General features: G+C 74.1%; 18 protein-coding genes. 6 read left to right on the top strand and 12 right to left on the bottom strand.

From position 1 onward, the window contains the following. Positions 1–126: 126 nt before the first annotated feature. On the bottom strand, positions 127–546 hold the full coding sequence (locus ACRRSS_RS03450) for an ATP-binding protein (protein WP_351908591.1): 420 nt from the start codon (positions 544–546) through the stop codon (positions 127–129). A gap of 89 nt (positions 547–635) precedes the next feature. After that, the gene (locus tag ACRRSS_RS03445) at positions 636–1004 is read right to left on the bottom strand and encodes an STAS domain-containing protein (protein WP_435969742.1); all 369 of its coding nucleotides are present in this window, start codon (positions 1002–1004) and stop codon (positions 636–638) included. A gap of 219 nt (positions 1005–1223) precedes the next feature. Between ACRRSS_RS03445 and ACRRSS_RS03440 the strand changes: the two genes are divergently transcribed. The 3 genes from ACRRSS_RS03440 to ACRRSS_RS03430 all read left to right on the top strand — a co-directional run bounded on the left by ACRRSS_RS03440 (position 1224) and on the right by ACRRSS_RS03430 (position 5798). Continuing rightward, a complete protein-coding gene (locus ACRRSS_RS03440; RefSeq protein ID WP_435969741.1) occupies positions 1224–2141 on the top strand; it encodes an RNA polymerase sigma factor SigF in 918 nt (305 codons plus the stop codon). A 157-nt stretch (positions 2142–2298) separates the two neighbouring features. After that, complete coding sequence (locus tag ACRRSS_RS03435) at positions 2299–3504, top strand: DegT/DnrJ/EryC1/StrS family aminotransferase (protein WP_435969740.1); 1206 nt, start codon at positions 2299–2301, stop codon at positions 3502–3504. After that, the gene (locus tag ACRRSS_RS03430) at positions 3501–5798 is read left to right on the top strand and encodes a lipopolysaccharide biosynthesis protein (protein WP_435969739.1); all 2298 of its coding nucleotides are present in this window, start codon (positions 3501–3503) and stop codon (positions 5796–5798) included. Before ACRRSS_RS03435 ends, ACRRSS_RS03430 begins: the two co-directional genes overlap by 4 nt. A gap of 15 nt (positions 5799–5813) precedes the next feature. Here the strand turns inward: ACRRSS_RS03430 and ACRRSS_RS03425 are convergent, their stop codons facing one another. The 6 genes from ACRRSS_RS03425 to ACRRSS_RS03400 all read right to left on the bottom strand — a co-directional run bounded on the left by ACRRSS_RS03425 (position 5814) and on the right by ACRRSS_RS03400 (position 13129). Further along, the gene (locus ACRRSS_RS03425; RefSeq protein WP_435969738.1) at positions 5814–6878 is read right to left on the bottom strand and encodes a glycosyl hydrolase; all 1065 of its coding nucleotides are present in this window, start codon (positions 6876–6878) and stop codon (positions 5814–5816) included. Beyond that, positions 6875–7309, bottom strand: coding sequence for a hypothetical protein (locus ACRRSS_RS03420; protein WP_435969737.1), 435 nt, complete (start codon positions 7307–7309; stop codon positions 6875–6877). Before ACRRSS_RS03420 ends, ACRRSS_RS03425 begins: the two co-directional genes overlap by 4 nt. A gap of 132 nt (positions 7310–7441) precedes the next feature. After that, on the bottom strand, positions 7442–9334 hold the full coding sequence (locus ACRRSS_RS03415) for a hypothetical protein (RefSeq protein ID WP_435969736.1): 1893 nt from the start codon (positions 9332–9334) through the stop codon (positions 7442–7444). A 115-nt stretch (positions 9335–9449) separates the two neighbouring features. Next, positions 9450–10226, bottom strand: coding sequence for a polysaccharide deacetylase family protein (locus ACRRSS_RS03410; protein WP_435975239.1), 777 nt, complete (start codon positions 10224–10226; stop codon positions 9450–9452). Between the two features lie 101 nt (positions 10227–10327). Continuing rightward, positions 10328–11710 carry a glycosyltransferase gene (locus ACRRSS_RS03405; RefSeq protein WP_435969735.1) on the bottom strand — a complete coding sequence of 461 codons (1383 nt, stop codon included), beginning with the start codon at positions 11708–11710 and terminating at the stop codon, positions 10328–10330. 342 nt (positions 11711–12052) lie between these two features. Further along, positions 12053–13129: a GNAT family N-acetyltransferase gene (locus ACRRSS_RS03400; RefSeq protein WP_435969734.1), complete on the bottom strand. Its 1077-nt coding sequence runs from the start codon at positions 13127–13129 to the stop codon at positions 12053–12055. A gap of 169 nt (positions 13130–13298) precedes the next feature. Here ACRRSS_RS03400 and ACRRSS_RS03395 point away from each other — a divergent pair, with 169 nt between their 5' ends. From ACRRSS_RS03395 to ACRRSS_RS03385, 3 genes are all read left to right on the top strand, one after another. Continuing rightward, entirely contained in the window at positions 13299–13976 is a 678-nt protein-coding gene (locus ACRRSS_RS03395; RefSeq protein WP_435969733.1) for a phosphotransferase, read from the top strand. 94 nt (positions 13977–14070) lie between these two features. Next, positions 14071–14424 carry a hypothetical protein gene (locus tag ACRRSS_RS03390; protein WP_435969732.1) on the top strand — a complete coding sequence of 118 codons (354 nt, stop codon included), beginning with the start codon at positions 14071–14073 and terminating at the stop codon, positions 14422–14424. 23 nt (positions 14425–14447) lie between these two features. Further along, positions 14448–14798: a VOC family protein gene (locus tag ACRRSS_RS03385; RefSeq protein ID WP_435969731.1), complete on the top strand. Its 351-nt coding sequence runs from the start codon at positions 14448–14450 to the stop codon at positions 14796–14798. Between the two features lie 118 nt (positions 14799–14916). Here ACRRSS_RS03385 and hutI read toward each other — a convergent pair whose 3' ends face one another. From hutI to hutU, 4 genes are read right to left on the bottom strand one after another with little or no spacing between them, the layout of a single operon-like run. After that, a complete protein-coding gene (gene hutI, locus ACRRSS_RS03380) occupies positions 14917–16164 on the bottom strand; it encodes an imidazolonepropionase (protein WP_435969730.1) in 1248 nt (415 codons plus the stop codon). Positions 16165–16181: 17 nt separating this feature from the next. Next, positions 16182–17522 carry a formimidoylglutamate deiminase gene (locus ACRRSS_RS03375; RefSeq protein WP_435969729.1) on the bottom strand — a complete coding sequence of 447 codons (1341 nt, stop codon included), beginning with the start codon at positions 17520–17522 and terminating at the stop codon, positions 16182–16184. Then, positions 17513–18709 carry an allantoate amidohydrolase gene (locus tag ACRRSS_RS03370; protein ID WP_435975238.1) on the bottom strand — a complete coding sequence of 399 codons (1197 nt, stop codon included), beginning with the start codon at positions 18707–18709 and terminating at the stop codon, positions 17513–17515. The genes ACRRSS_RS03375 and ACRRSS_RS03370 overlap by 10 nt, the downstream gene beginning before the upstream one ends. A 17-nt stretch (positions 18710–18726) precedes the next feature. Further along, positions 18727–20403 carry a urocanate hydratase gene (gene hutU / locus ACRRSS_RS03365; protein ID WP_435969728.1) on the bottom strand — a complete coding sequence of 559 codons (1677 nt, stop codon included), beginning with the start codon at positions 20401–20403 and terminating at the stop codon, positions 18727–18729. Between the last annotated feature and the right edge of the window lie 22 nt (positions 20404–20425).

Here is a 20425-nt window from a genome sequence, read left to right as displayed (position 1 = left end):
CTACGCGTGCGCGTGCGCGGTGACGCGGGTTACGAAGGTGCGGCAAGCGGCCCTCCGCGTGCGCGGCCTACGCGTGCGCGGCCTACACGTACACGGCGAGCGGCCTACGCGTGCGCGGCGAGCGCTCTACGCGGGTGAGGCGAGTTCGGCCCAGACCGTCTTGCCCGGGGCGCCGGGGGTGCGCTCGATGCCCCAGTCGAGGCAGAGCCGCTGGACGATGAACATGCCGTGGCCGCCGGGGCGGCCGGAGCGGTGCGGGGTGCGGGGCGCGGGGGCGCCGGCGCCCCGGTCGGTGACTTCGAGGCGCAGGACCTTGGGCAGGCGCAGGACGCGGAGGCGCTCGGCGCCCTCGGCGTGCAGACAGGCGTTGGTGACGAGTTCGGAGACGACGAGCAGGACGTCCTCCGCGGCGGCCCTGCGGTCGGCGGTGGCGGCCGGCAGCCAGCCCCAGTCGTGGAGCGCGGAGCGCGTGAAGTCGCGGGCGAGCGGCACCGTACCGCTGCTCTCGCCGAGGGCGAGCATACGGACGTCGGAAGCTTGGTCCATCAGCGCTTCACCTCACCGATCGACGGGACAGGGGCAGGACGTGCGGGCGGTGCGGTGGCCCCGGGCCGGGAGCCGGGGCCGGGCGGGGCTCAGCCGGGAAGGGCTGTGGCGAGTGTCTCGTGCACGGTGAAGACGGCCTCCGCGCCCGTGATGTGGAACACCCGGGCCACGGCGGGCCGCATCGCCACCAGATGGACCCCGCCGCCGACGGCGTCCGCCCGCAGCCGGGCACCGAGGAGCACGTTGAGTCCGGTCGAGTCGCAGAACTCCAGGCCGGAGCAGTCGACGACCAGCCGTGACCGGCCCGCGTCGAGCGCGTCGTCCAGGGGGGTGCGGAGCAGTTCGGCGGTGTGGTGATCGAGCTCACCCACCGGCGCGAGGAGTTCACTCTCCTCCACGGTCCGCACCTCGACCCGCAGCCGCGCGGGCGGCGCGCTGCCGATGTTCTCGCGGTCCATGGCCGTGCCTCTTTCGCTCTCGCGTGCCGACTGACGTGCCTGGAACCCTACAAGCGAGGGGGCCTCCCGCGCACATATGGCTTACCCCGTAACGGGACAAAACGGATTGTCGATACTTGCGAGCCCCGGTGCCGACCAGGTAGGGCTAGGAGGGAACACCCGATACGACCGGCTTCGGAGGCGCCGCAAACCGCAGCGGAAGCACCACGAAGGAGACCCATGTCACCCCGGCTCGACGCCCCGCGTACCCCCGACGCGCCGTCGGCAGCAGTCCCCCTCGACCATCTGCCCACCCAACCCGCCGGCCATGCCACCCGACTTCCGGGCGAGCTCGCCGACCAGCTCACCGGCCGGCCCCTCGACCGCATCGGACCGGTCGACGCACGGGCCCTGTCGAAGCAGCTCTTCGCCCGCCTCGCGGAGCTCGAAGAGGGCACCCACGACCACGCGTACGTCCGTAACACCCTCGTCGAGCTCAACCTGGCCCTCGTCAGGTTCGCCGCCGCCCGCTTCGGCACGCGCAGCGAACCGATGGAGGACATCGTCCAGGTCGGCACCATCGGCCTCATCAAGGCCATCGACCGCTTCGAGCTCGCCCGCGGCGTCGAGTTCCCCACGTTCGCGATGCCCACGATCATCGGCGAGATCAAGCGGTTCTTCCGCGACACCTCGTGGTCGGTACACGTGCCCCGCCGGCTCCAGGAGCTGCGGCTCGACCTGGCCAGGGCCGGTGACGCGCTCGCCCAGCGCCTCGACCGCGCCCCGACCGTCGCCGAGCTCGCCGAGGAGCTCGGCATCGCCCCGGAGGAGGTCGTCGAGGGCATGGCGGCGAGCAACGCGTACACCGCGAGCTCGCTCGACGCGCAGCCCGACGAGGAGGAGGGCGGCGAGACCGCGCTCGCCGACCGGCTGGGCTACGAGGACCACGGCCTGACCGGCATCGAGTACATCGCCTCCCTGAAGCCGATGATCGCCTCGCTGCCCTCCCGCGAGCGGCACATCCTCTCCCTCCGCTTCGTCTCCGGCATGACCCAGTCGGAGATCGGCACGGAGCTCGGCATCTCGCAGATGCACGTGTCCCGGCTGCTCGGCCGGACGCTCGCCAGGCTGCGCCGGGGCCTGACTCTGGAGGAATGACCTCCACCACCTCCCCCGAGCCGACAAAATGGCTGCGGAAAGGGCCCGTTCACGGTCTTCGGACCCGGGACGGGCCCTTCCGCACGACCGGAGGGCCTTGTTGACGCGCCGTCCGGATTGGGCCACATTGGCCCGGGGGTTCAGGGGGGAATTTCACATGGTCTCTGCGTACGCGGAACTGGAAGAGCGCATGCGCGGCAGGCTCGGGGGCAGGGAGTGCCTCTACGTGCCGTCGTGCCGCTTCGGTCTCTATCTCGCGCTGCGCCACTGGTGCGTACCCGGCGGCCGGGTGCTGATGTCCCCGGTCAACGACGACGTCATCTTCTTCGTCGTCCTCGCCGCCGGGCTCCGCCCCGTGCAGGCACCGCTCGACCCCCGCGACGGGTCGATCGACACGGCCGCCGTGCCCGAGTCCGTCTGGCAGGGGCTCTCCGCCGTCCTCACGACCAATCTGTACGGCAACCCCGACCCGGCACCGGAGCTCCGGGCCCACTGCGACCGGCTCGGCATCCCGCTGATCGAGGACGCGGCCCACGCGATCGGCTCCACCGTCGACGGACGCCCGGTCGGCACGTACGGCGAGGCGTCCGTCTTCAGCCTCTCGAAGCACACCGCCGCCAAGACGGGCGGCTTCCTCGCCCTCGCCGATCCGGCGCTGCGCGACGAACTCGCCGCCGCCCGGGACGCGCTGCTGCACCCGACCCGCGCCACCGCCGAACTCGCCTACCTGGTCAGGCCGTACGCCGAGGCCACCGCCCGCCGGCTGCGCCTGGTCGGGGCCGCGCGCGCCGCCGTACGGCTGCTCGGCCTGGAGGAACGGGAGGAGATACGGATGCCGCTCCGCGCCGACGCGCTGGAGCGGGCCCTCCCGGCGGCGCCCGCGCTCGAACCCTTCCACTCCTGGGTCCGCGTCGACATGCACGACTACCGGCTGCGGCCCGGCACCGGCAGGCTCCGCCGCACCACCCGCAGATTCGCCCGGCTCGACGGCGTCCTCGACGCCCACCGGGCCGGCACCGCCCGGCTGTCGGCGGCGGAGTACGGCACGCCGAAGGTCACGGCGACCTCCCCCGAGCCGGTCCAGCCGCTCTTCCGGGTGCCGCTGCTCGTCACGGACCGGGACGCGGCCGCCGCCGCCCTCGCCCGGCGCGGAATCACCACCGGCTACCTCTACGACCCGCCGCTCGACAGCTACGCGGGCGGGGTCTTCACCGACCTCTCCCCCGCGCCGGAGCCGGCCGCCTGGTTCGCCCGGCACGCCCTGCCCGTGGACCCGCGCCGCGCGGACGAGGTCCTCGCCGTCCTGCGCGGCGCCGGCATCCGCCCGGCGCAGCCCTCGGAGGCCCTCGGTGGCGCCCGGTGACCGACACCGTACGGCTGCGCGGGCAGGAGCGGGGTCCGGAGGCGGACCCCGCGGCAGGCGGGACGCCCGCGCCCACGGAGGCGAGGAACGGCGGCGGGGACGACGGCGAGGGCTCCGGCGCGAAGGACCGTGACAGCGGCGGCTCCGGCGACGGCCACGGTTCCGGACCCGCCTCCGGCCACGCCGCCGACTCCGGGTCCGACCCGGGGTCAGACTCTGGGCCAGACTCCGGGTCCGACCCCGGCGAGAACTCCATGTTCCGCAACGCCTACGCCCTGATGCTCTCCACCGGCGTCTCCGCCGCCCTCGGCCTCGGCTTCTGGCTGATCGCCGCCCGCTACTACTCGGAGGAGGCCGTCGGCCAGGGCTCCGCCGCCATCGCCGCCCAGCGCCTGCTCGCCTCCCTCACCGCCACCACCATGATCGGCGCGGTCGTCCGGTACGTACCCCGGGCAGGCCGCGCCACCGGGCCGCTCGTCCTGCGCATGTACCTGGTCAGCACCGTGGTGGTCGCCGTCGCCTGCGGCGTCTTCCTGCTCACCATCGACTGGTGGGGGCCCTCGTACGCCCCGCTCGGCACCCTGTCCGCCGGGATCTTCTTCACCGCCTCCTGCGTCGGCTGGGCGCTGCTCACCCTCCAGGACGGCGTCCTCACCGGACTGAGACGGGCCATCTGGGTCCCCGTCGGCAACGCGGTCTTCTCGCTCGGCAAGCTCGTCCTGCTCGTGCTGCTCGCCGCCGCCCTGCCGGTGCTCGGCGTCTTCGTCTCCTGGTCGGCGGCGATCGCCCTCTCCGTGATCCCGCTCGCCTGGCTCGTCTTCCGGCGGCTCATCCCCCGCCAGGCCCGCGCCGACCGGGACCGCGAACCGCCCAGCCTGCGCGAGATCGGCCGGTTCATGGCCGGCGACTCCGTCGGCGCGCTCTTCAGCCTCGCCATGATCAACCTGCTGCCGGTGATGGTCGCCGTCCGCTTCGACGCCGCCCACAACGCCTTCTTCTACACGGCCTACACCGTCGGCGGCACGATGGAGTTCATGGCCATCAACATGGCCTCCTCGCTCACCGCCCACGCCTCCCACAGCCCCGAGTCCCTCGCCGAGGGGGTCAGGGGCGCGCTGCGCCGCATGGCGCTGCTGCTCGTCCCGGTCGTCCTCGTCCTCGTCGTGCTCGCACCGGTGATCCTGGCGCCGTTCGGCCCGGAGTACGCCGAGCACGGCACGACCGTACTCCGGCTGCTCGCCGCCGCCGCGCTCCCCCGGGTCGCGGTGGAGCTGTACATCGGCGTGCTGCGCGTCCAGGGGCGTACGGGCGTGCTCGCCGTCCTCCAGGGCGCGATGTGCGTCCTGGTCCTGGGCAGCGCGGCCCTGCTCCTCGGGCCCGTGGGGATCTCGGGCGCCGGATTCGCCGTCCTCGCCTCGATGACGCTGATGGCGGCGGTGTCGGCGCCGGGTCTGCGGGCCGCGCTCAAGGGGCGCGCACCGGTGGAGCGGCCCCGGGCGGCCGAGCGGGCGAAGCCGCGCGCGGAGGACGGGTACGGCACCAACTGGGCGCGGGAGAGCGCCTATCTGCGCGGGGCGCACGAATCGATGACGCCGGCCTTCGGCATCCCCGTCTTCGTACCCAGGGAACCGGGTGACGGCCCCGCGGGCCGGCCGGCGCCCCCGCCCGCCACGGCCGCGGCGGCGTCGGCCGCACGGCCGGGGGCGACGGACGGCGCGGACGGCTCGGACCGGTGGACGACCTGGCTGTGGCTGCTGCTCGGCCTGGCGGCCGGGCTCTTCTGGTTCCCGCTCGCCCACTCCGGCGAGCTGGACGTGGCCCGGCTCTCCGGGACCGGTCTGCTCGCCGCCCTGCCGCCGGTCACGCTCCTCGCCGGGCTGCTGCTCGTCGCCCTCCAGGGCGCCGCCGTCGGGCTCCGCGTCTTCCGGCCCGCGTTCGCCGGGACGGTGGTGCTGGCCACCTTCCTCGCGCTGCACACGGCGCCGCCGCTGCTCGGCCTGCGGCCGGCCGAGGCGGCCGGTCCCGGCGCCGCGCTCCTGGGCGAAGGGGTGGAGCGGGCCGTGGCGCCCGTCGCGCTCCAGGCGCTGTGTCTGCTGCTCGCGGCCGTGCTGCTGCGGGTGGTCGGGGTGGGCGCGCGGGTCACGGCCGGTGTGGTGTGGGTGCTGGTCTGGGCGGGATGGGCGGGGCAGCAGGCCTTCGCCACCGCCCCGCTGCCGCTCTTCCTGGGCCTGGCCGGGGGGACGATGGCGGTGTGCGCCTTCCGCGGCCTGACGTCGGGCCGCGGAAGGCCCTGAGCCGCGCCGGACGGGTCAGCGGTTCGGTACGTCCTGCCGGAAGTACGGGTCCTGGCCCGCGGTGCGGTAGCCCTCCAGACCGGGACCGGAGTCGATGGTCAGGTCGCAGCCGGGGCCGGGGACCGCGCGGTTCCAGTGCACGTACGCCTTCGCCTTCGGCAGGGTCGGTGCCACCTTCGGGATCGCGGTGTACCAGTCGCGCTGCCGTTCCGGCTTCTTCGGGTCGGGTGCGGTGGAGAACTCGGAGAGCATGATCGGCTTGTCGGCGGAGATGTTCTTCCGCATCCAGTCGTAGCTGGGGCGCTGGCTCTTGTCGAAGTCGAGCCAGTTCGGCGACTTGTGGCAGAGGTAGTAGTTGTACTGGTCCATGCCGATCCAGTCGACGTACGAGTCGCCGGGGTAGAGCCGCTTCATCAGGTCGGCGTTGCCGAGGTAGCCGGAGACCGTCCACACCCACACCACGTTGGTGACGCCCAGTTTCTCGAACCGCTCGCGGACGTGGCGGTAGGCGGCGACGTACTCCTCCGGGGTCCCGGCGCCCTCCGGGATGCGGAAGTCGGCCTCCTGGTCGAAGGAGAAGAAGACCCGCTTGCCGTACTCCTTGACGCGCAGGGCCTGCGGGTCGATGACGGAGGCGTCGTACCTCCCGGCGGCGATGTTCTTCCAGCCGAGCTGCTTCTCGGTCCAGTCGGCGTGGTGCTTCTCCGTCCACACCGTCGACTCCCAGGCCAGCATGAGCAGCCGCTCGCGGCCGAGTTCGCGTTCGTCGGGGGTGAGCAGTTCGCCGTCGGCCTTGCTCCCGGACATGTCGTGGTACGTGTAGACGAGGTCGAGCTTGCGGCCGATCTTCTTCTCGAAGGCGTACACGGGCCGGGTGAGCGAGCTGTCCTCGTCGTACGGGATGTACGCGCCCCACCAGGCCCCGCACGGGGCGACGAGGGTGGCGTCGGGGGTGCAGCGGTCGTCGTCGCCCTCGGCGAGGGTCGACCAGACCCCTATCCCGGCGGTCAGCGCCCCGACGGCGGCGAGGGCGACCGCGAGACGGGTCCAGGGACCGCCCCTGGAGTGGCGGCCGGTCATCCGCCCCCACCGGTCCTTCGTTTGCGCAGCAGGGAGGGCCGGGTGCCCTCGCGCTCGACGGCGCCGCGCGTGGCGGCCGGCAGCGGCACCCCGGGCAGGAGGGCGGCGCCGCTCACGAAGACGGCGAGGACGACCAGGAAGACGGTGAGCGAGAACGCCTTCGTCAGGAACAGGGTGGTCGCGACGAGGGTGGCCACGGAGAGGCTGACGGGCGCGGCGAGCGCCAGGGCCTCCAGGCGGGCGCCGGGGCGCAGGCCCATCGGCTGCGGGAGGAGCAGGGCGAGGCCGGGCGCGAGGACGACGAAGGCGAGGACGGGGATCCAGCGCAGCGGGGAGCCGCCGGGGAACGCGGTCGCGGCGAGGGCGACCCATCCGGAGGCCGCGAGGGCGGCTCTGCGCTGGACTCGCGGGGTCAGGCGTGGGTGGGCCATGGCGTACCTACTCCTCGGGCGTGTGGTCTGCGGCGGGTGGGCTGCGGCGTGCGGTGGCGACAGGGGCGCTCGGCGGGTGTCCGCCCGTCGGCGGCGGGATCGGCGGCGGTGCGGCCACCGGTGGTGGGCCGGTCAGCCGCCGGTGGTGGGCCGGTAGCGGAGGACGACGCCGTACGTGTTCTCCTCGACGACCTGGAAGAGGGGGGACTTCTCGAGCGCGCTCCTGAGGGTGTCGAAGCCGCCCTCAGGGAGGTAGCCCTCGCCGATGACGGCCTCGCCCTGGGTGCGGGTGAGGATCACGTACGCGGGGCGGTCCGCCGGGATGCCGCCGGCGAGGTACCCGGCCGGGTCCTTCAGCATGCGGAGGTTCTCGTCGACCTCCTGCTCGGTGAAGAACCAGCGCTCGTACCGGTCGTAGCGGTAGTACGCGTCGGGGAAGGCGCCGGTCGCGGCGAGGATCAGGGACCCCTCGGGCGCCTGGTCGAAGGCGCGGCGGGTGAGCGCGGTCTCGCCGGGCGGCGCGTAGTGCATGCCCTCCTTGCCGTAGTACGAGGGCAGGAAGCCCGCGAGCATGGCGACGAGGGTGACGGGCAGGGCGACGGCGGTCGCGCGGCGGGCGATCACGGCGGCGCGGCTGGTGGCCCCGGCGGCGGGGACGAGCGCGGCGGCGGCGAAGAAGGCGGAGCCGGGCAGTCCGAAGAGGTAGACCCGGAAGATCATCTCGCCGCCGTAGTCGTTGACGGCGAACATCGGCAGCGGGGCGGCGGCGGCGAGCACCAGCGGCAGGGCGCTGCGGACGAGCTTGCGGCGCAGGATCACGGCGGCGCAGGCGAGGCCGCCGAGGGCGAGGACCATCAGGATGTTGGCGCTGCCGACGAGCTCGGGGCCGGGGCCGGTGGGGTCGCCCGCGAAGCCGGGGCGGGAGTTGCCGAGCAGGTCGCCGGCCTTCTCCTTCAGGGTGCCGAGGGTCTCCAGGAAGAGCTCCCGGCCCATGGTGAGGTTCCAGACGAGGGCGACGAGGCCGGCGGTGACGAGGAGCCCGATGTTGCGGTAGCGGCGGGTGAGGCAGAGGGCGAAGAGCGTCGCGCACAGCATGATCGGGGTCAGCTGGTGGCTGGCGTTGATGGTCGCGATGACCGGCAGCAGGATCAGGACGGCGATCGCCCGCTGGCGGGTGGTGGTGGGCGGCGGCACGGCCGGGGCCGCCGGATCGAGCATGCTCCGGTCGCGCAGTGTGCCGGCGGAGCCGGGGAGCACGAAGTGCCGGACGACGACGGCGAAGACGGTGAGGTAGAGCAGGTACGAGAAGCCCTGCGGCGAGAGGTAGTCCTGGCCCACCCAGTTCGCCAGCTGGAAGATCCACACGCCGGTCCACACGAGCCGCCAGTCGTCGCTGAACGTGCGGTAGACGAGTATCAGGACGGGAACGGTGAGCAGACCGAGCGCGACCGGGGCCCAGTTGATGAAGGAGGCGGCGGCGTCGACGCCGAAGGCGCGGACGAGGGCCGCGTCGAGGGAGAAGAAGCCGGGCCACTGGTCGTAGGCGGACATCCCGCCGGAGAGTTCGGTCCCGGGGCGGACGGTGCCCTGGTCGAGCAGCCTGCTGATGATCGCGTCGTGCTTGGACGCCCAGGCGTAGCGCACGTTGTCGTAGAGGATCGCGGGCGGCGCCTTGAGGGCGAACAGCATGGCCGCGCAGTAGGTGGCGGGCCAGAGCGGCGCGGTGCCGGCCCGGCGCAGGGTGAGGACGAAGCCGCAGGTCAGGATGGTGAGAGCGGCGTAGAAGGTGAGGGGGAAGCGGTCGAGGAGGCCGAACTCCGCGATGTTCCGGAAGTCGATCCGGGGCAGGGCCCAGAACCAGAGCGCGGCCGCGACGAGCAGCGGTGCCAGGTTGAGCGCGTCCGGGGAGCGGAGCGCGGAGGTGAGACGGGCCGCGCTCGGGGCGCGCGCGGGCGCGGGCTCCTTGACCTCCCGCCCCGACCCGACCCCACGGTCGGCCACCGGTGCGGGCACCTCATGCTGCACGGCCTCTCCCCCCACGAACTGCCCCTTTCGGCGAAGTACAGGAAGGTACTCCGGTTTTGTTCACACATTCAACACCCGGATCGGTCGCCGGAGTTGTCCATCATCGCGGGGGTTCTCAGCCGGCGAACCCGGGCCCCTTGAGCAGGGTGCGGGTCCTGCGGTACATCCGCCAGCCGATGGTGGGCAGCGAGTCCGGGTAGGGCGCGGCCTTCGCCCCGTGCCCCTCCATCCACCGCTCGACGTCGGCGACGGTGTGGCTCCGGCGCAGGATGAGACGCGCGATGCGGAAGACCTCGTCCTTCTCGGAGCTGAGCGCGTGCCGGACGGCGACCGCCGAGGTGTACCCGGCGGCAGCGGCGGCCCGCCGGACGGCCGGGCTGTTGTAGCCGTGCGGGTATGCGAGGTGCCGCACCCCGTGCCCGAGGACGTCCTCAAGGGCCACCTTCGAATCGCGCAGTTCGCGCCGCAGGGCGTTCGGCGCGAGGGTGTCGAGCTGCGGGTGGGTGACGGTGTGGCCGCCGACCTCCATGCCGTACTGCTCCAGGCGCGGCGCCTGCGCGAGGGTCATCATCGGCGCGGGCGGCAGCAGACAGGGCCGGCCGGGGGTGATCGCGCCCGTGGTGAGGTACGCGGTGGACGGCAGGCCGCGGGAGGCGAGCGCCTCGGCGGTCGGCCCGACGAGGTCGGCGAAGCCGTCGTCGAAGGTGAGGACGACGGGCCGGGGCGGCAGCGGGGTACCGGCCGCGAGGTGCCCGACGAGGGTGCCCACCGTCATCGCGGTACGGCCGCTGGCGACGATCGCGTCGAGCTGGGAGGCGAACTCCCGCGGCGAGACGGTGAATTCGGCGATCCAGGCCGGCGGGTCCTCCATCACGGCGTGGTAGAGGAGCACGGGTATCCGGGTGCCGACGGGTACGCGGGAACGGCCGGGCGTCCGCGAGCGGAGGGACGTCCGGGAGGGGCCGGGGGTCCGGGAGGGGCCGGGCGGGTTCGTCATCGGGCCGCCCTCCCCCGCCGGGACCGCGCGCGGGCCTTCGCGTATCCGATCGGGCCGTAGAGCATGCCGCGTCGCTCCAGTCGGGAGAGGCTGCGAGGCCAGGGATGGTGGTGGGTGCCGTGCTCGCCGGGGACGGCGCCGCCCTCGGGGGACTCGCCGCGCTGGGCGGTCATGGTCCGGGCGTGGGCGAGGCCGCGCGGAAGCCGGGCGAGGAGCGCGGGCAGCAGACGGGGGCGGCGGACCAGGGTCGCGGTGAGGTACGCGGTGAGGCCGGCGCCGTAGCCGTACGCCTGGTTCCGCAGGTCCTGCCAGGTGTCGCGGTGGTGGTGCCAGACGAGGGCCTCGGCGGTGTAGCGGAGACGGAAGCCGGCGGAGAGGACGGCGACGAAGGCGTACAGGTCGTCGCCGCCCCTCGCCGCGGTCCCGGTGCCGGTCGCCGGGTCGAAGCCGCCGGCCGTGCGGAGCGCCTCGGTCCGGAAGGCCATGTTGGCGCCGGAGCCGAAGCTGCCCGCGGTGAACGGGAAGAGCGGCTCGTCGGCGGGCGGCAGCGCCGGGTCGTACACCCGGGGCGCGAAGCCCTTGGCGAAACCGCCGTGCGACTCCAGGAGGATCTGGGCGGGGGTGCGCAGCCGGGCGGGCAGGATCAGTCCGGTGACGCAGCCGAGGCCGGGGTCGGCGGCGAAGGGCTCGGTGAGCGCGGTCAGCCAGTGCGGGTCGGCGATCACGTCGTCGTCGGTGAAGGCGACGACGGCTCCCCCGGCGGCGGCGAGGCCGGTGTTGTGGGCGGTGGCGAGACCGGGGGTGTCCTCCCGGACGTACCGGACGCGGTCGGTGTACTTCCGGGTGACGAGCGCGTGGGTGTCGGTGGTGAGCGGCGCGTTGTCGACGACGACGAGCTCGAAGTCCGGGTGGTCCTGGGCGAGGAGCGAGTCGAGGGCCCGGGCGAGCTGCTCGGGCCGCTCACGGGTCGCGACGACGACGGAGGTGCGGGGCGGGGCGGGGCGGGTCTCCGCGCGGCCCTCCGGCCTTTCGGCGGCGAGGCGTTCGGCGTCGGCGCGCTCGGCGGCGGGACGCTCGGCTCCGGCGCTTTCGGCGACGGCGCGCTCGGCGGCGAGGTGTTCGGCGGCGGTGCGGGGTGTCCCGGCCGCCGCGAGCCGCGGCCGGGCGAGGGCGGCGAGCACCTCGGCGGGGTCCTCGCCCTCGGCGTAGGCGCCCACGACGGTGGCGGCGGGCCGGCCCCGGAGCCGTACGAGCGCGTAGACGTCACCGGGCACGACGGGCGGCCCGCCGGGCGCGGGCCGGAAGCCGAGGACGGGCCCGTCGGGCGCGTCGAGATCGAGCTCGGCGACCGAGATGGGCCGGGGGACGGGGAGGCTCATCGAGGGGTGCTCCACGGAGGGACGGGGGCGGAGGGGACGGAAGAGGCGGACGTGACCGCCCGGGGGCGGGCGGTGGACGCCGTCGGCGTCTGCGGCCGGTTGGCGGCCGGGGCGGCCGCCCCCGTCCGGGGACGGGCGGGAGGCTCCACGGGCGCCTGTGGCCGGTTGAGGGTCGCGACGGCGACCGTCCGGGGACGGGCGGCGGGCTCCACGGGTACCCGCGGCCGGTTGACGGACGTGACCGCCGCCGCGCGGGCCCGGGCGGCGGGCGACGTGGTCGCCCACCCGCTGACGAGGGCGGCCAGGGCGGCGAAGGGGGCCCGCACCGGCTCCCCGGCGCGGCTAACGGGAGCCCCGCAGGGCCGCGACGCGGTTGAGGACGGTACGGCCCCGGGCAGCGAGCTCCGGACGGCCGCGCACGAAACGGTGGAAGCGACGCGAGGGCTCACGGCCCAGCCAGTGCAGCGCGGCCCGGACACCCGGGCGGACGACGGCCCCCTCGTACACCGTCAGCTCCCCGGTCTTCAGGGCGTCCTTGTACTCGGCGTCCCCGCGCCCCAGGTCGAGCATCCCGATCCCGGCGGCGGCCGCCGCCTCGGCCATCCGGAGATGGAGGACGAGCCCGGGCGAGAACTTGGCGAACTCGGGGTCGTACGCGGGGAACCAGCAGGACAGCACGGTCGCCGACCGCAGCCCGAAGTGCGCGGCGACGGGCCGCTCGCCCACGTAGAGCACGGAGAGGACACCGGAGCAGCCGGGCGTGCGGAGCTCGTGGAGGCGGCGGACCAGGGTGGTGATCCAGTCCTTCGAGAAACGGTCCCGGCGGCCGGTCCTGCGGTACTGGGCGGACTTCCACTCCATGAGCGTGCGCAGGGCCGCCGGGTCGCGCTCGTCGAAGACGAAACGCACCTCTCCGCCGGCCTGCCGGCCGAGCCGGCGCTCCTTGGCGAGGGTGGTCCTCAGGAACTTGGGCGACTGGACGCGCAGCAGGGCCTCGTAGGCCGGGTACCCCTCGCCGACGTCGATCACGGGCGAGGCGAAGGACTCGACGGCAGCGCCCTCGAAGACGGGCTGCCCGTCCTCCAGGTTGTCGAACTCCCAGCCGGCGAGCCCGCAGTGGCGCAGCAGGGCGCGCGCGCTCGGCCGCAGTCCGGACCGCAGGACGGCGCCCTGGCTGTCGGATACACCGAAGCCGATGGCCCGTCCCTGGCCCAGCGGGCCCTTCTCGTACGGGAAGAAGCCGACCGGCTCCTCCCCCTCCCACCACACCGCGACGCGCGAACGGGGCCGCACGGCGGCGACGGCCCGGGCGAACTCGGGCTCCATGAACGGGTTCGCGGGCGCGCCGGTCCTGGCCCGCAGCTCACGCCACGCCTCGACCTCCCGCGCGGTCAGCTCCCCCGGCCTCACGACCCGCATGCGGACAGCGCTCACCTTGCCGACCCCCCGGTCTTCCCCCCTGAGTCCTGCCAGGACAGGACGGTACCCGTCCGGAACCCGCAGAGACAGGGATACTCGGTCTTTCCGTGACCAACCCGTGAAGGAGTGGACACGGTGGGAGAGTACTGGTGATCAAGGGGGCCGTGGGGTGGACGAGTGGGAGATCGTCGGGCGGGGCAGGACGGCGGACGTGTACGCGCTGCCCGGCGACGGGGCACGGGTCCTGCGCCGGTACCGGGACGGCGACGACGCGACCCGCGAGGCGGAGCTCATGACGCGGCTCGCGCACCAGGGCTATCCGGTCCCGGCGGTCCTGCGCGCGGAGGGTCCCGACCTGGTGATGGAGCGCCTCGCGGGCCCGTCGCTCCTGGACGCGCTGCTCACCGGCGCGGTGGAGCCGGAGCCGGCGGGCGCGCTGCTCGCGGAGCTCCTGGCGAGGCTGCACGCACTGCCGGGAACGCCGCCGGCCCACCTGGACCTGCACCCCGGCAATGTGCTCCTGACGGACCGTGGCCCCGTCGTCATCGACTGGCAGACGGCGGAGGAGGGCCACCCGGCGGGCCTGGACCACGCGATGTCGGCCCTGATGCTCGCGGAGGTCGCGGTCTCCCCGGCCCCGTACGCCCCGGGCGCCCGCGCGGGCCTGACCGCGCTCCTCGCGGCCACGACCACCCCGGTCCTCCCCCACCTGGGGCCGGCGCGGACCCGCCGCGCGGCGAACCCGTGCGTGACGGCGGAGGAGCGGGCGGCGCTGGGCGCGGCGGAAGCGCTGGTGAGGGAGCTGGCGCCGGTGGCGGACGCGGACGGGGCCCCCGCGGCCCGCTGAAACCGGTGGCCACGGCCACCGGCCCGTCGGTACGGTCGGGCTCCCGGCGGACCGCACCCGCGATCGCCATCACCTGGAGAGCGAGCGAACCGCGATGACCGGCCGACGACCGACGACGACCCTGTGGCGCCCCACCGGCCCGGTCGAGCTGGAGCTCGTACGGAAGCTCGGCCACCGCGCCTGGCCGCCCCGCCTGCCGGAGCAGCCGATCTTCTACCCGGTCCTCGACGAGGAGTACGCGATCAGGATCGCCCGGGACTGGAACGTCAAGCACGACGGCGCCGGCTTCGTCACCCGCTTCGAGGTCGACACGGAGTTCCTCCGCAGGTACCCGGTCCAGCAGGCCGGCGGGCGGACGATCCTCGAACTGTGGGTGCCAGCCGAGGAGCTGGACGAGTTCAACGCGCACATCGTCGGCGAGATCCGGGTCGTCCACGAGTTCCGCTGACGCGTCGCTCTAGGGTGCGGGGCATGACCGTGCGCCGCGCCGTGCCCAACCTCCGTACCGACTCCCCGGAGGAGAACCGCGCCTTCTACGGGCTGCTCGGGTTCGAGGTGGTCATGGACCACGGCTGGATCGCGACGCTCGCTCCGCCCGCCGCGCCGACCGCCCAGGTCAGCCTCATGACCCACGACCTGACCGCCCCGGTCACGCCCGACCTCAGCGTGGAGGTCGACGACGTGGACGCCGCCTACGAGACGGTCCGTGCCTCCGGGGCGGAGATCGTCCACCCCCTGACCGACGAGCCCTGGGGCGTCCGCCGCTTCTTCGTCCGCGACCCGGACGGCCGGGTGGTCAACGTGCTGAGCCACCGCTCCTAGACCCTGGTCGACCAGGCACCCCCTGGGCGCGGCGCTTCCCATCCGCGCGGTAGACGCCCGGATGGGCTCCCTACCCCTCGCAGGTCGTGCGGGTCCCGTCGTCGGGCCCCCTCCGTGCTCAGACCACGCGCACGCCCGCCCGCCACACCCGCGACACCAGCGGGACGCCCGGGCGGTACGCCAGGTGGACGTGGGACGGGGCGTCCAGCACGGCGAGGTCGGCGCGGGCGCCTACCGTCAGGCGGCCCACGTCCGTGCGGCGCAGGGCCGCCGCGCCGCCGGCGGTGGCCGACCAGACCGCCTCGTCCGGGGTCATCCCCATGTCCCGTACCGCGAGCGCGACGCAGAACGGGACCGAGGAGGTGAAGGAGGAGCCCGGGTTGCAGTCCGTCGACAGGGCCACCGTGACGCCCGCGTCCAGGAGCCGGCGCGCGTCCGGCCACCGCGCCCGGGTGGAGAACTCCGCGCCCGGGAGGAGCGTGGCGACCGTCGAGCCGCTCGCGAGCGCGTCGACGTCCGCGTCGGTCAGGTGGGTGCAGTGGTCCGCGCTCGCCGCGTCCAGCTCCACCGCGAGCTGGACGCCGGGGCCGTACGTGAGCTGGTTGGCGTGCACCCGGGGGTGGAGGCCCTTCGCCCTGCCCGCGGTGAGGATCGCGCGGGCCTGGTCGCCGTCGAAGGCGCCCTGCTCGCAGAAGACGTCGATCCAGCGGGCGTACGGGGCGCAGGCGTCGAGCATCTCGCCGGTGACGAGTTCCACGTACGCGGCCGGGTCGTCGGCGTACTCCGGGGGGACGATGTGCGCGCCGAGGTAGGTGACCTCGTCGGTGTGCTCGGCGGCGATGCGCAGGGCGCGGGCCTCGTCCTCGACGGTGAGGCCGTAGCCGGACTTGGTCTCGAAGGTGGTGGTGCCCTGGGTGAGGGCCTCGCGCAGGTAGCGGGCCACGTTCGCCGACAGCTCCGCGTCGGTCGCCGCGCGCGTCGCCGCGACCGTGGTGCGGATGCCGGCCGCCTGGTACGGCCGGCCGGACATGCGGGCGTTGAACTCGGCCGTGCGGTCGCCCGCGAAGACGAGGTGCGAGTGGGAGTCGACGAAGCCGGGGATCACGGCCCGGCCGCCGGCGTCGACCCGGTTGTCAGTGGCCGGTGCTTTGCTGGATTCACCGACCCAGACGACGCGGTCGCCGTCGATGACGACGGCCGCGTCCTGGATCAGGCCGAGAGGGGTTCCATCACCGAGGGAGGGGTCGTTGGTGACGAGACTGGCGATGTTGACGATGGCGGTGGCGGCCGTCGCCACGGCGCTGTTCGCGCTCGTGGGTGCGGAGGTCGCCGCCGGGTTGTTCATCGCCTCGGGGCCGGTGTTCATGGTGGGAGGTGTCTCCTTCAGCCGCGCAGGGCGGCGATCGAGTCCGCGAGGGCCTGGGCGGCGTCCGGCACGGAGGAGTGGGTCCCGTCCCGTACGACATGGCGTCCGCCCACGACCGTGTGCCGGACGTCCGCGGCCGACGCCGCGAATACCGCGGTCTCGGCTGCCAGACGCGGTACCGGTCCCGCTGTCCTGACCGAGTCGAGCGCGATCGTCGTGAGGTCGGCGGGGGCGCCGGTCTCCAGGACGCCCGCGTCGGGGCGGCCGAGGGCGGCGTGGCCGTCGGCCGTGGCCGCGCGGAGCAGCGCCGCCGCCGTCCAGTGGCCGCGGGTGCGGGTGCGCAGGCGCTCGTCGAGCTCCATGGCCCGGGCCTCTTCGAAGAGGTCGATGACGGCGTGGCTGTCACTGCCGAGGGAGAGCGGGGAGCCGGCGCGCTGGAGGGCGACCGCCGGGCCGATGCCGTCGGCGAGGTCCCGTTCGGTCGTCGGGCACATGCAGGTGCCGGTGGACGTCGAGCCGATGAGCGCGATGTCCGTGTCCGTCAGGTGGGTGTTGTGGACGCCGGTCGTCCGGGCGCCGAGGACGCCGTGGTCGGCGAGGAGCTGGGTCGGGGTGCGGCCGTGGGCGGCGAGGCAGGCGTCGTTCTCGGCGGTCTGCTCCGAGAGGTGGACGTGGAGGGGGGCGTCCCTGTCCCGCGCCCAGCCGGCCACCGTGGCGAGCTGGTCGGCGGGGACGGCCCGTACGGAGTGGATCGCCGCCCCGACGCGTACGCCGTCGCGTTCCCTGAGGGCCGACACCCGCTCGGCCCACCGGTCTGCGGTGCCGTCGGTGAAGCGGAGCTGGTGGTGGTCGGGGGCGGCGCCGAAGCCGGAGGAGAGGTACGCGGTGTCGAGGAGGGTGATGCGGATGCCGGCCTCGCCCGCGGCCGCGATCAGGGCCTCGCCCATGGCGTTGGGGTCGTCGTAGGGGGTGCCGCCGGGCGCGTGGTGGAGGTAGTGGAACTCACCGACGGAGGTGATGCCCGCGAGCGCCATCTCCGCGTACACGGCGCGGGCCAGGGCGAAGTAGCTGTCGGGGGTGAGGCGCTGGGCGACGTCGTACATGACCTCGCGCCAGGTCCAGAAGGTGCCGGAGCCGACCTGGACGGTGCCGCGCAGGGCGCGGTGGAAGGCGTGCGAGTGGGTGTTCGCGAGGCCGGGGAGCGTGAGGCCGCGGAGGACGACGGCGCCCCGCGGGGGCGCCTCGACCCCCGTGCGTACGGCCGAGATCCGGCCGTCGGAGTCCACGTCCAGGGCCACGCCCGGCTCGACATGGGTGTCGAGCCAGGCGTGTTCCAGCCAGTACGTCGTCAGCGGCACGCCAGCTCCTCCAGTACGTCGGCGAGTGCGAGGACCCCGGCGACGCAGTCGTCCTCGGCCGCGAACTCGGCCGGGGAGTGCGAGACGCCGGTGGGGTTCCGTACGAACAGCATGGCGGTCGGGATCGATTCGGACAGGATGCCCGCGTCGTGTCCCGCGCCGGTGCCGAGGACCGGCACCTTCCCCGAGGTGCCCAGGATCCGGGAGAGCTCGTCGCGCAGGGCGTGCGAGAAGTCCACGACCGGGGTGAAGGACTCCTGGACGACCGTGAGGTCGACGCCGTGGCGGTCGGCGTAGCCGCGGGCCTCCGCCTCGATGCCGGTGACGACCTGGTCCAGGGCGCCCTGGTCGGCGGCGCGCGCGTCGAGCCAGCCGCGGACGAGGGACGGGATGGCGTTGACGCCGTTCGGTTCGACGGCGATCTTGCCGAAGGTGGCGACGGCGCCCGCGAGCTCGGCCTCACGGCGGGCGGCGAGGACCGTCTCCGCGTAGGTGAGCATCGGGTCGCGGCGGTCGACGAGCCGGGTGGTGCCGGCGTGGTTGGCCTCGCCGGCGAAGTCGTACCGCCAGCGGCCGTGCGGCCAGATGGCGGAGGCGATGCCGACGGGGTCGCCGGACAGGTCGAGGGCGCGGCCCTGCTCGACGTGGAGTTCGACGAAGGCGCCGACGCGGGCGAGCCGTTCGGGGTCGGGCCCGATCCCCGAAGGGTCGTACCCGGCGGCCTCCATGGCCTGCGGCAGGCTGATGCCGTTCGCGTCGCGGAGCTCGTACGCCCGCTCCTTCGTCAGCCGGCCCCCGGCTAGGCGGGAGCCGACGCAGGCGAGGCCGAAGCGGGCACCTTCCTCGTCGCCGAAGTTGACGATGGCGAGGGGACGCTTGAACGAGACGCCGCGGGAGCGGAGTTCGTCGAGCGCGGCGAAGGAGGAGACGACGCCGAGGGGGCCGTCGAAGGCTCCGCCGTCGGGGACGGAGTCCAGGTGGGAGCCGGTGACGACGGCGTCGCCGGCCGTCGGGTCGCCGAGCCAGGCCCACTGGTTGCCGTTGCGGTCGGTCTCGACGTCCAGGCGGCGGGCCTCGGCCTGCATCCGGAACCAGAGGCGGCAGTCGGCGTCGGCCTCGGTCCAGGCGTAGCGCCGGTAGCCGCCGGAGGCGGCACTGCGGCCGAGGGGCCGCAGCGACCGCCACATGGCGTGGAAGCTGTCGCTCACGCGGACGCCTCGTCCTGGGAGCCCTCGCGCATCGGGACGCGGACGCCCTTCTCGTCGGCGACGCGCTCGGCGATGTCGTAGCCCGCGTCGACGTGGCGGATGACGCCCATGCCGGGGTCGTTGGTGAGCACGCGGCGGATCTTCTCGCCCGCGAGGGCGGTGCCGTCCGCCACCGAGACCTGGCCGGCGTGGATGGAGCGGCCCATGCCGACGCCGCCGCCGTGGTGGATGGAGACCCAGGAGGCGCCGGAGGCGACGTTCACCATGGCGTTGAGGAGGGGCCAGTCGGCGATGGCGTCGGAGCCGTCGAGCATGGCCTCGGTCTCGCGGTACGGGGAGGCGACCGAGCCGCAGTCGAGGTGGTCGCGGCCGATGGCGAGGGGCGCGGCGAGGGTGCCGTCGCCGACCATGTCGTTGAACATGTCGCCGGCCTTGTCGCGCTCGCCCTGGCCGAGCCAGCAGATGCGGGCGGGCAGGCCCTGGAAGTGGACGCGCTCGCCGGCCATCTTGATCCAGCGGTGGAGGGACTCGTTCTCCGGGAAGAGCTCCAGGAGCGCCTTGTCCGTCTTGTGGATGTCGGAGGCCTCGCCGGAGAGGGCGGCCCAGCGGAACGGGCCCTTGCCCTCGCAGAACAGGGGGCGGATGTACGCCGGGACGAAGCCGGGGAAGGCGAACGCGCGGTCGTAGCCGGCGAGCTGGGCCTCGCCGCGGATCGAGTTGCCGTAGTCGAAGACCTCGGCGCCCGCGTCCATGAAGCCGACCATGGCCTCGACGTGCTTGGCCATCGACTCGCGGGCGCGGGTCGTGAACCCGGCCGGGTCCTTCGCCGCCGCGTCGGCCATGTCGTCGAAGGCGACGCCGATCGGGAGGTAGGCGAGCGGGTCGTGGGCGGAGGTCTGGTCCGTCACGATGTCGATCGGGGCACCCTCGGCGAGCATCCGCGGGAGCAGTTCGGCGGCGTTGCCGAGGAGGCCGATGGAGAGCGGGCGGCGGGCGTCGCGGGCCTCGGTGGCGAGCCGGAGGGCGTGGGCGAGGTCGTCGGCCCGCACGTCCAGGTAGCGGTGCTCGATGCGGCGCTCGATGGCGCGCGGGTCGACGTCGACACAGATGGCGACGCCGTCGTTCATCGTCACGGCGAGGGGCTGGGCACCGCCCATGCCGCCGAGGCCGGCGGTGAGGGTGATCGTGCCGGCGAGGGTGCCGCCGAACCTCTTGGCGGCGACGGCGGCGAAGGTCTCGTAGGTGCCCTGGAGGATGCCCTGGGTGCCGATGTAGATCCAGGACCCGGCGGTCATCTGGCCGTACATGGTGAGACCGAGGTGCTCCAGGCGCCGGAACTCCTCCCAGTTGGCCCAGTCGCCGACCAGGTTGGAGTTGGCGAGGAGGACGCGCGGGGCCCACTCGTGGGTCTGCATGACGCCGACGGGGCGGCCCGACTGGACGAGCATCGTCTCGTCCTGCTTGAGGGTGCGCAGGGTGCGGACCATGGCGTCGAAGGAGCGCCAGTCGCGGGCGGCCTTGCCGGTGCCGCCGTAGACGACGAGCTTGTCGGGGTGCTCGGCGACCTCGGGGTCGAGGTTGTTCTGGAGCATCCGGAGGGCGGCCTCCTGCTGCCATCCCAGGGCGCTCAGTTCCGTACCGCGGGCCGCACGTACGGGGCGGGGTCCTGACATGGGGGTGCCTCCTCGAATGTCG

Source organism: Streptomyces sp. Qhu_M48, from assembly GCF_051305195.1.
Classification (GTDB): Bacteria; Actinomycetota; Actinomycetes; order Streptomycetales; family Streptomycetaceae; genus Streptomyces.
This window is presented reverse-complemented; position numbering and strand designations above follow the sequence as displayed.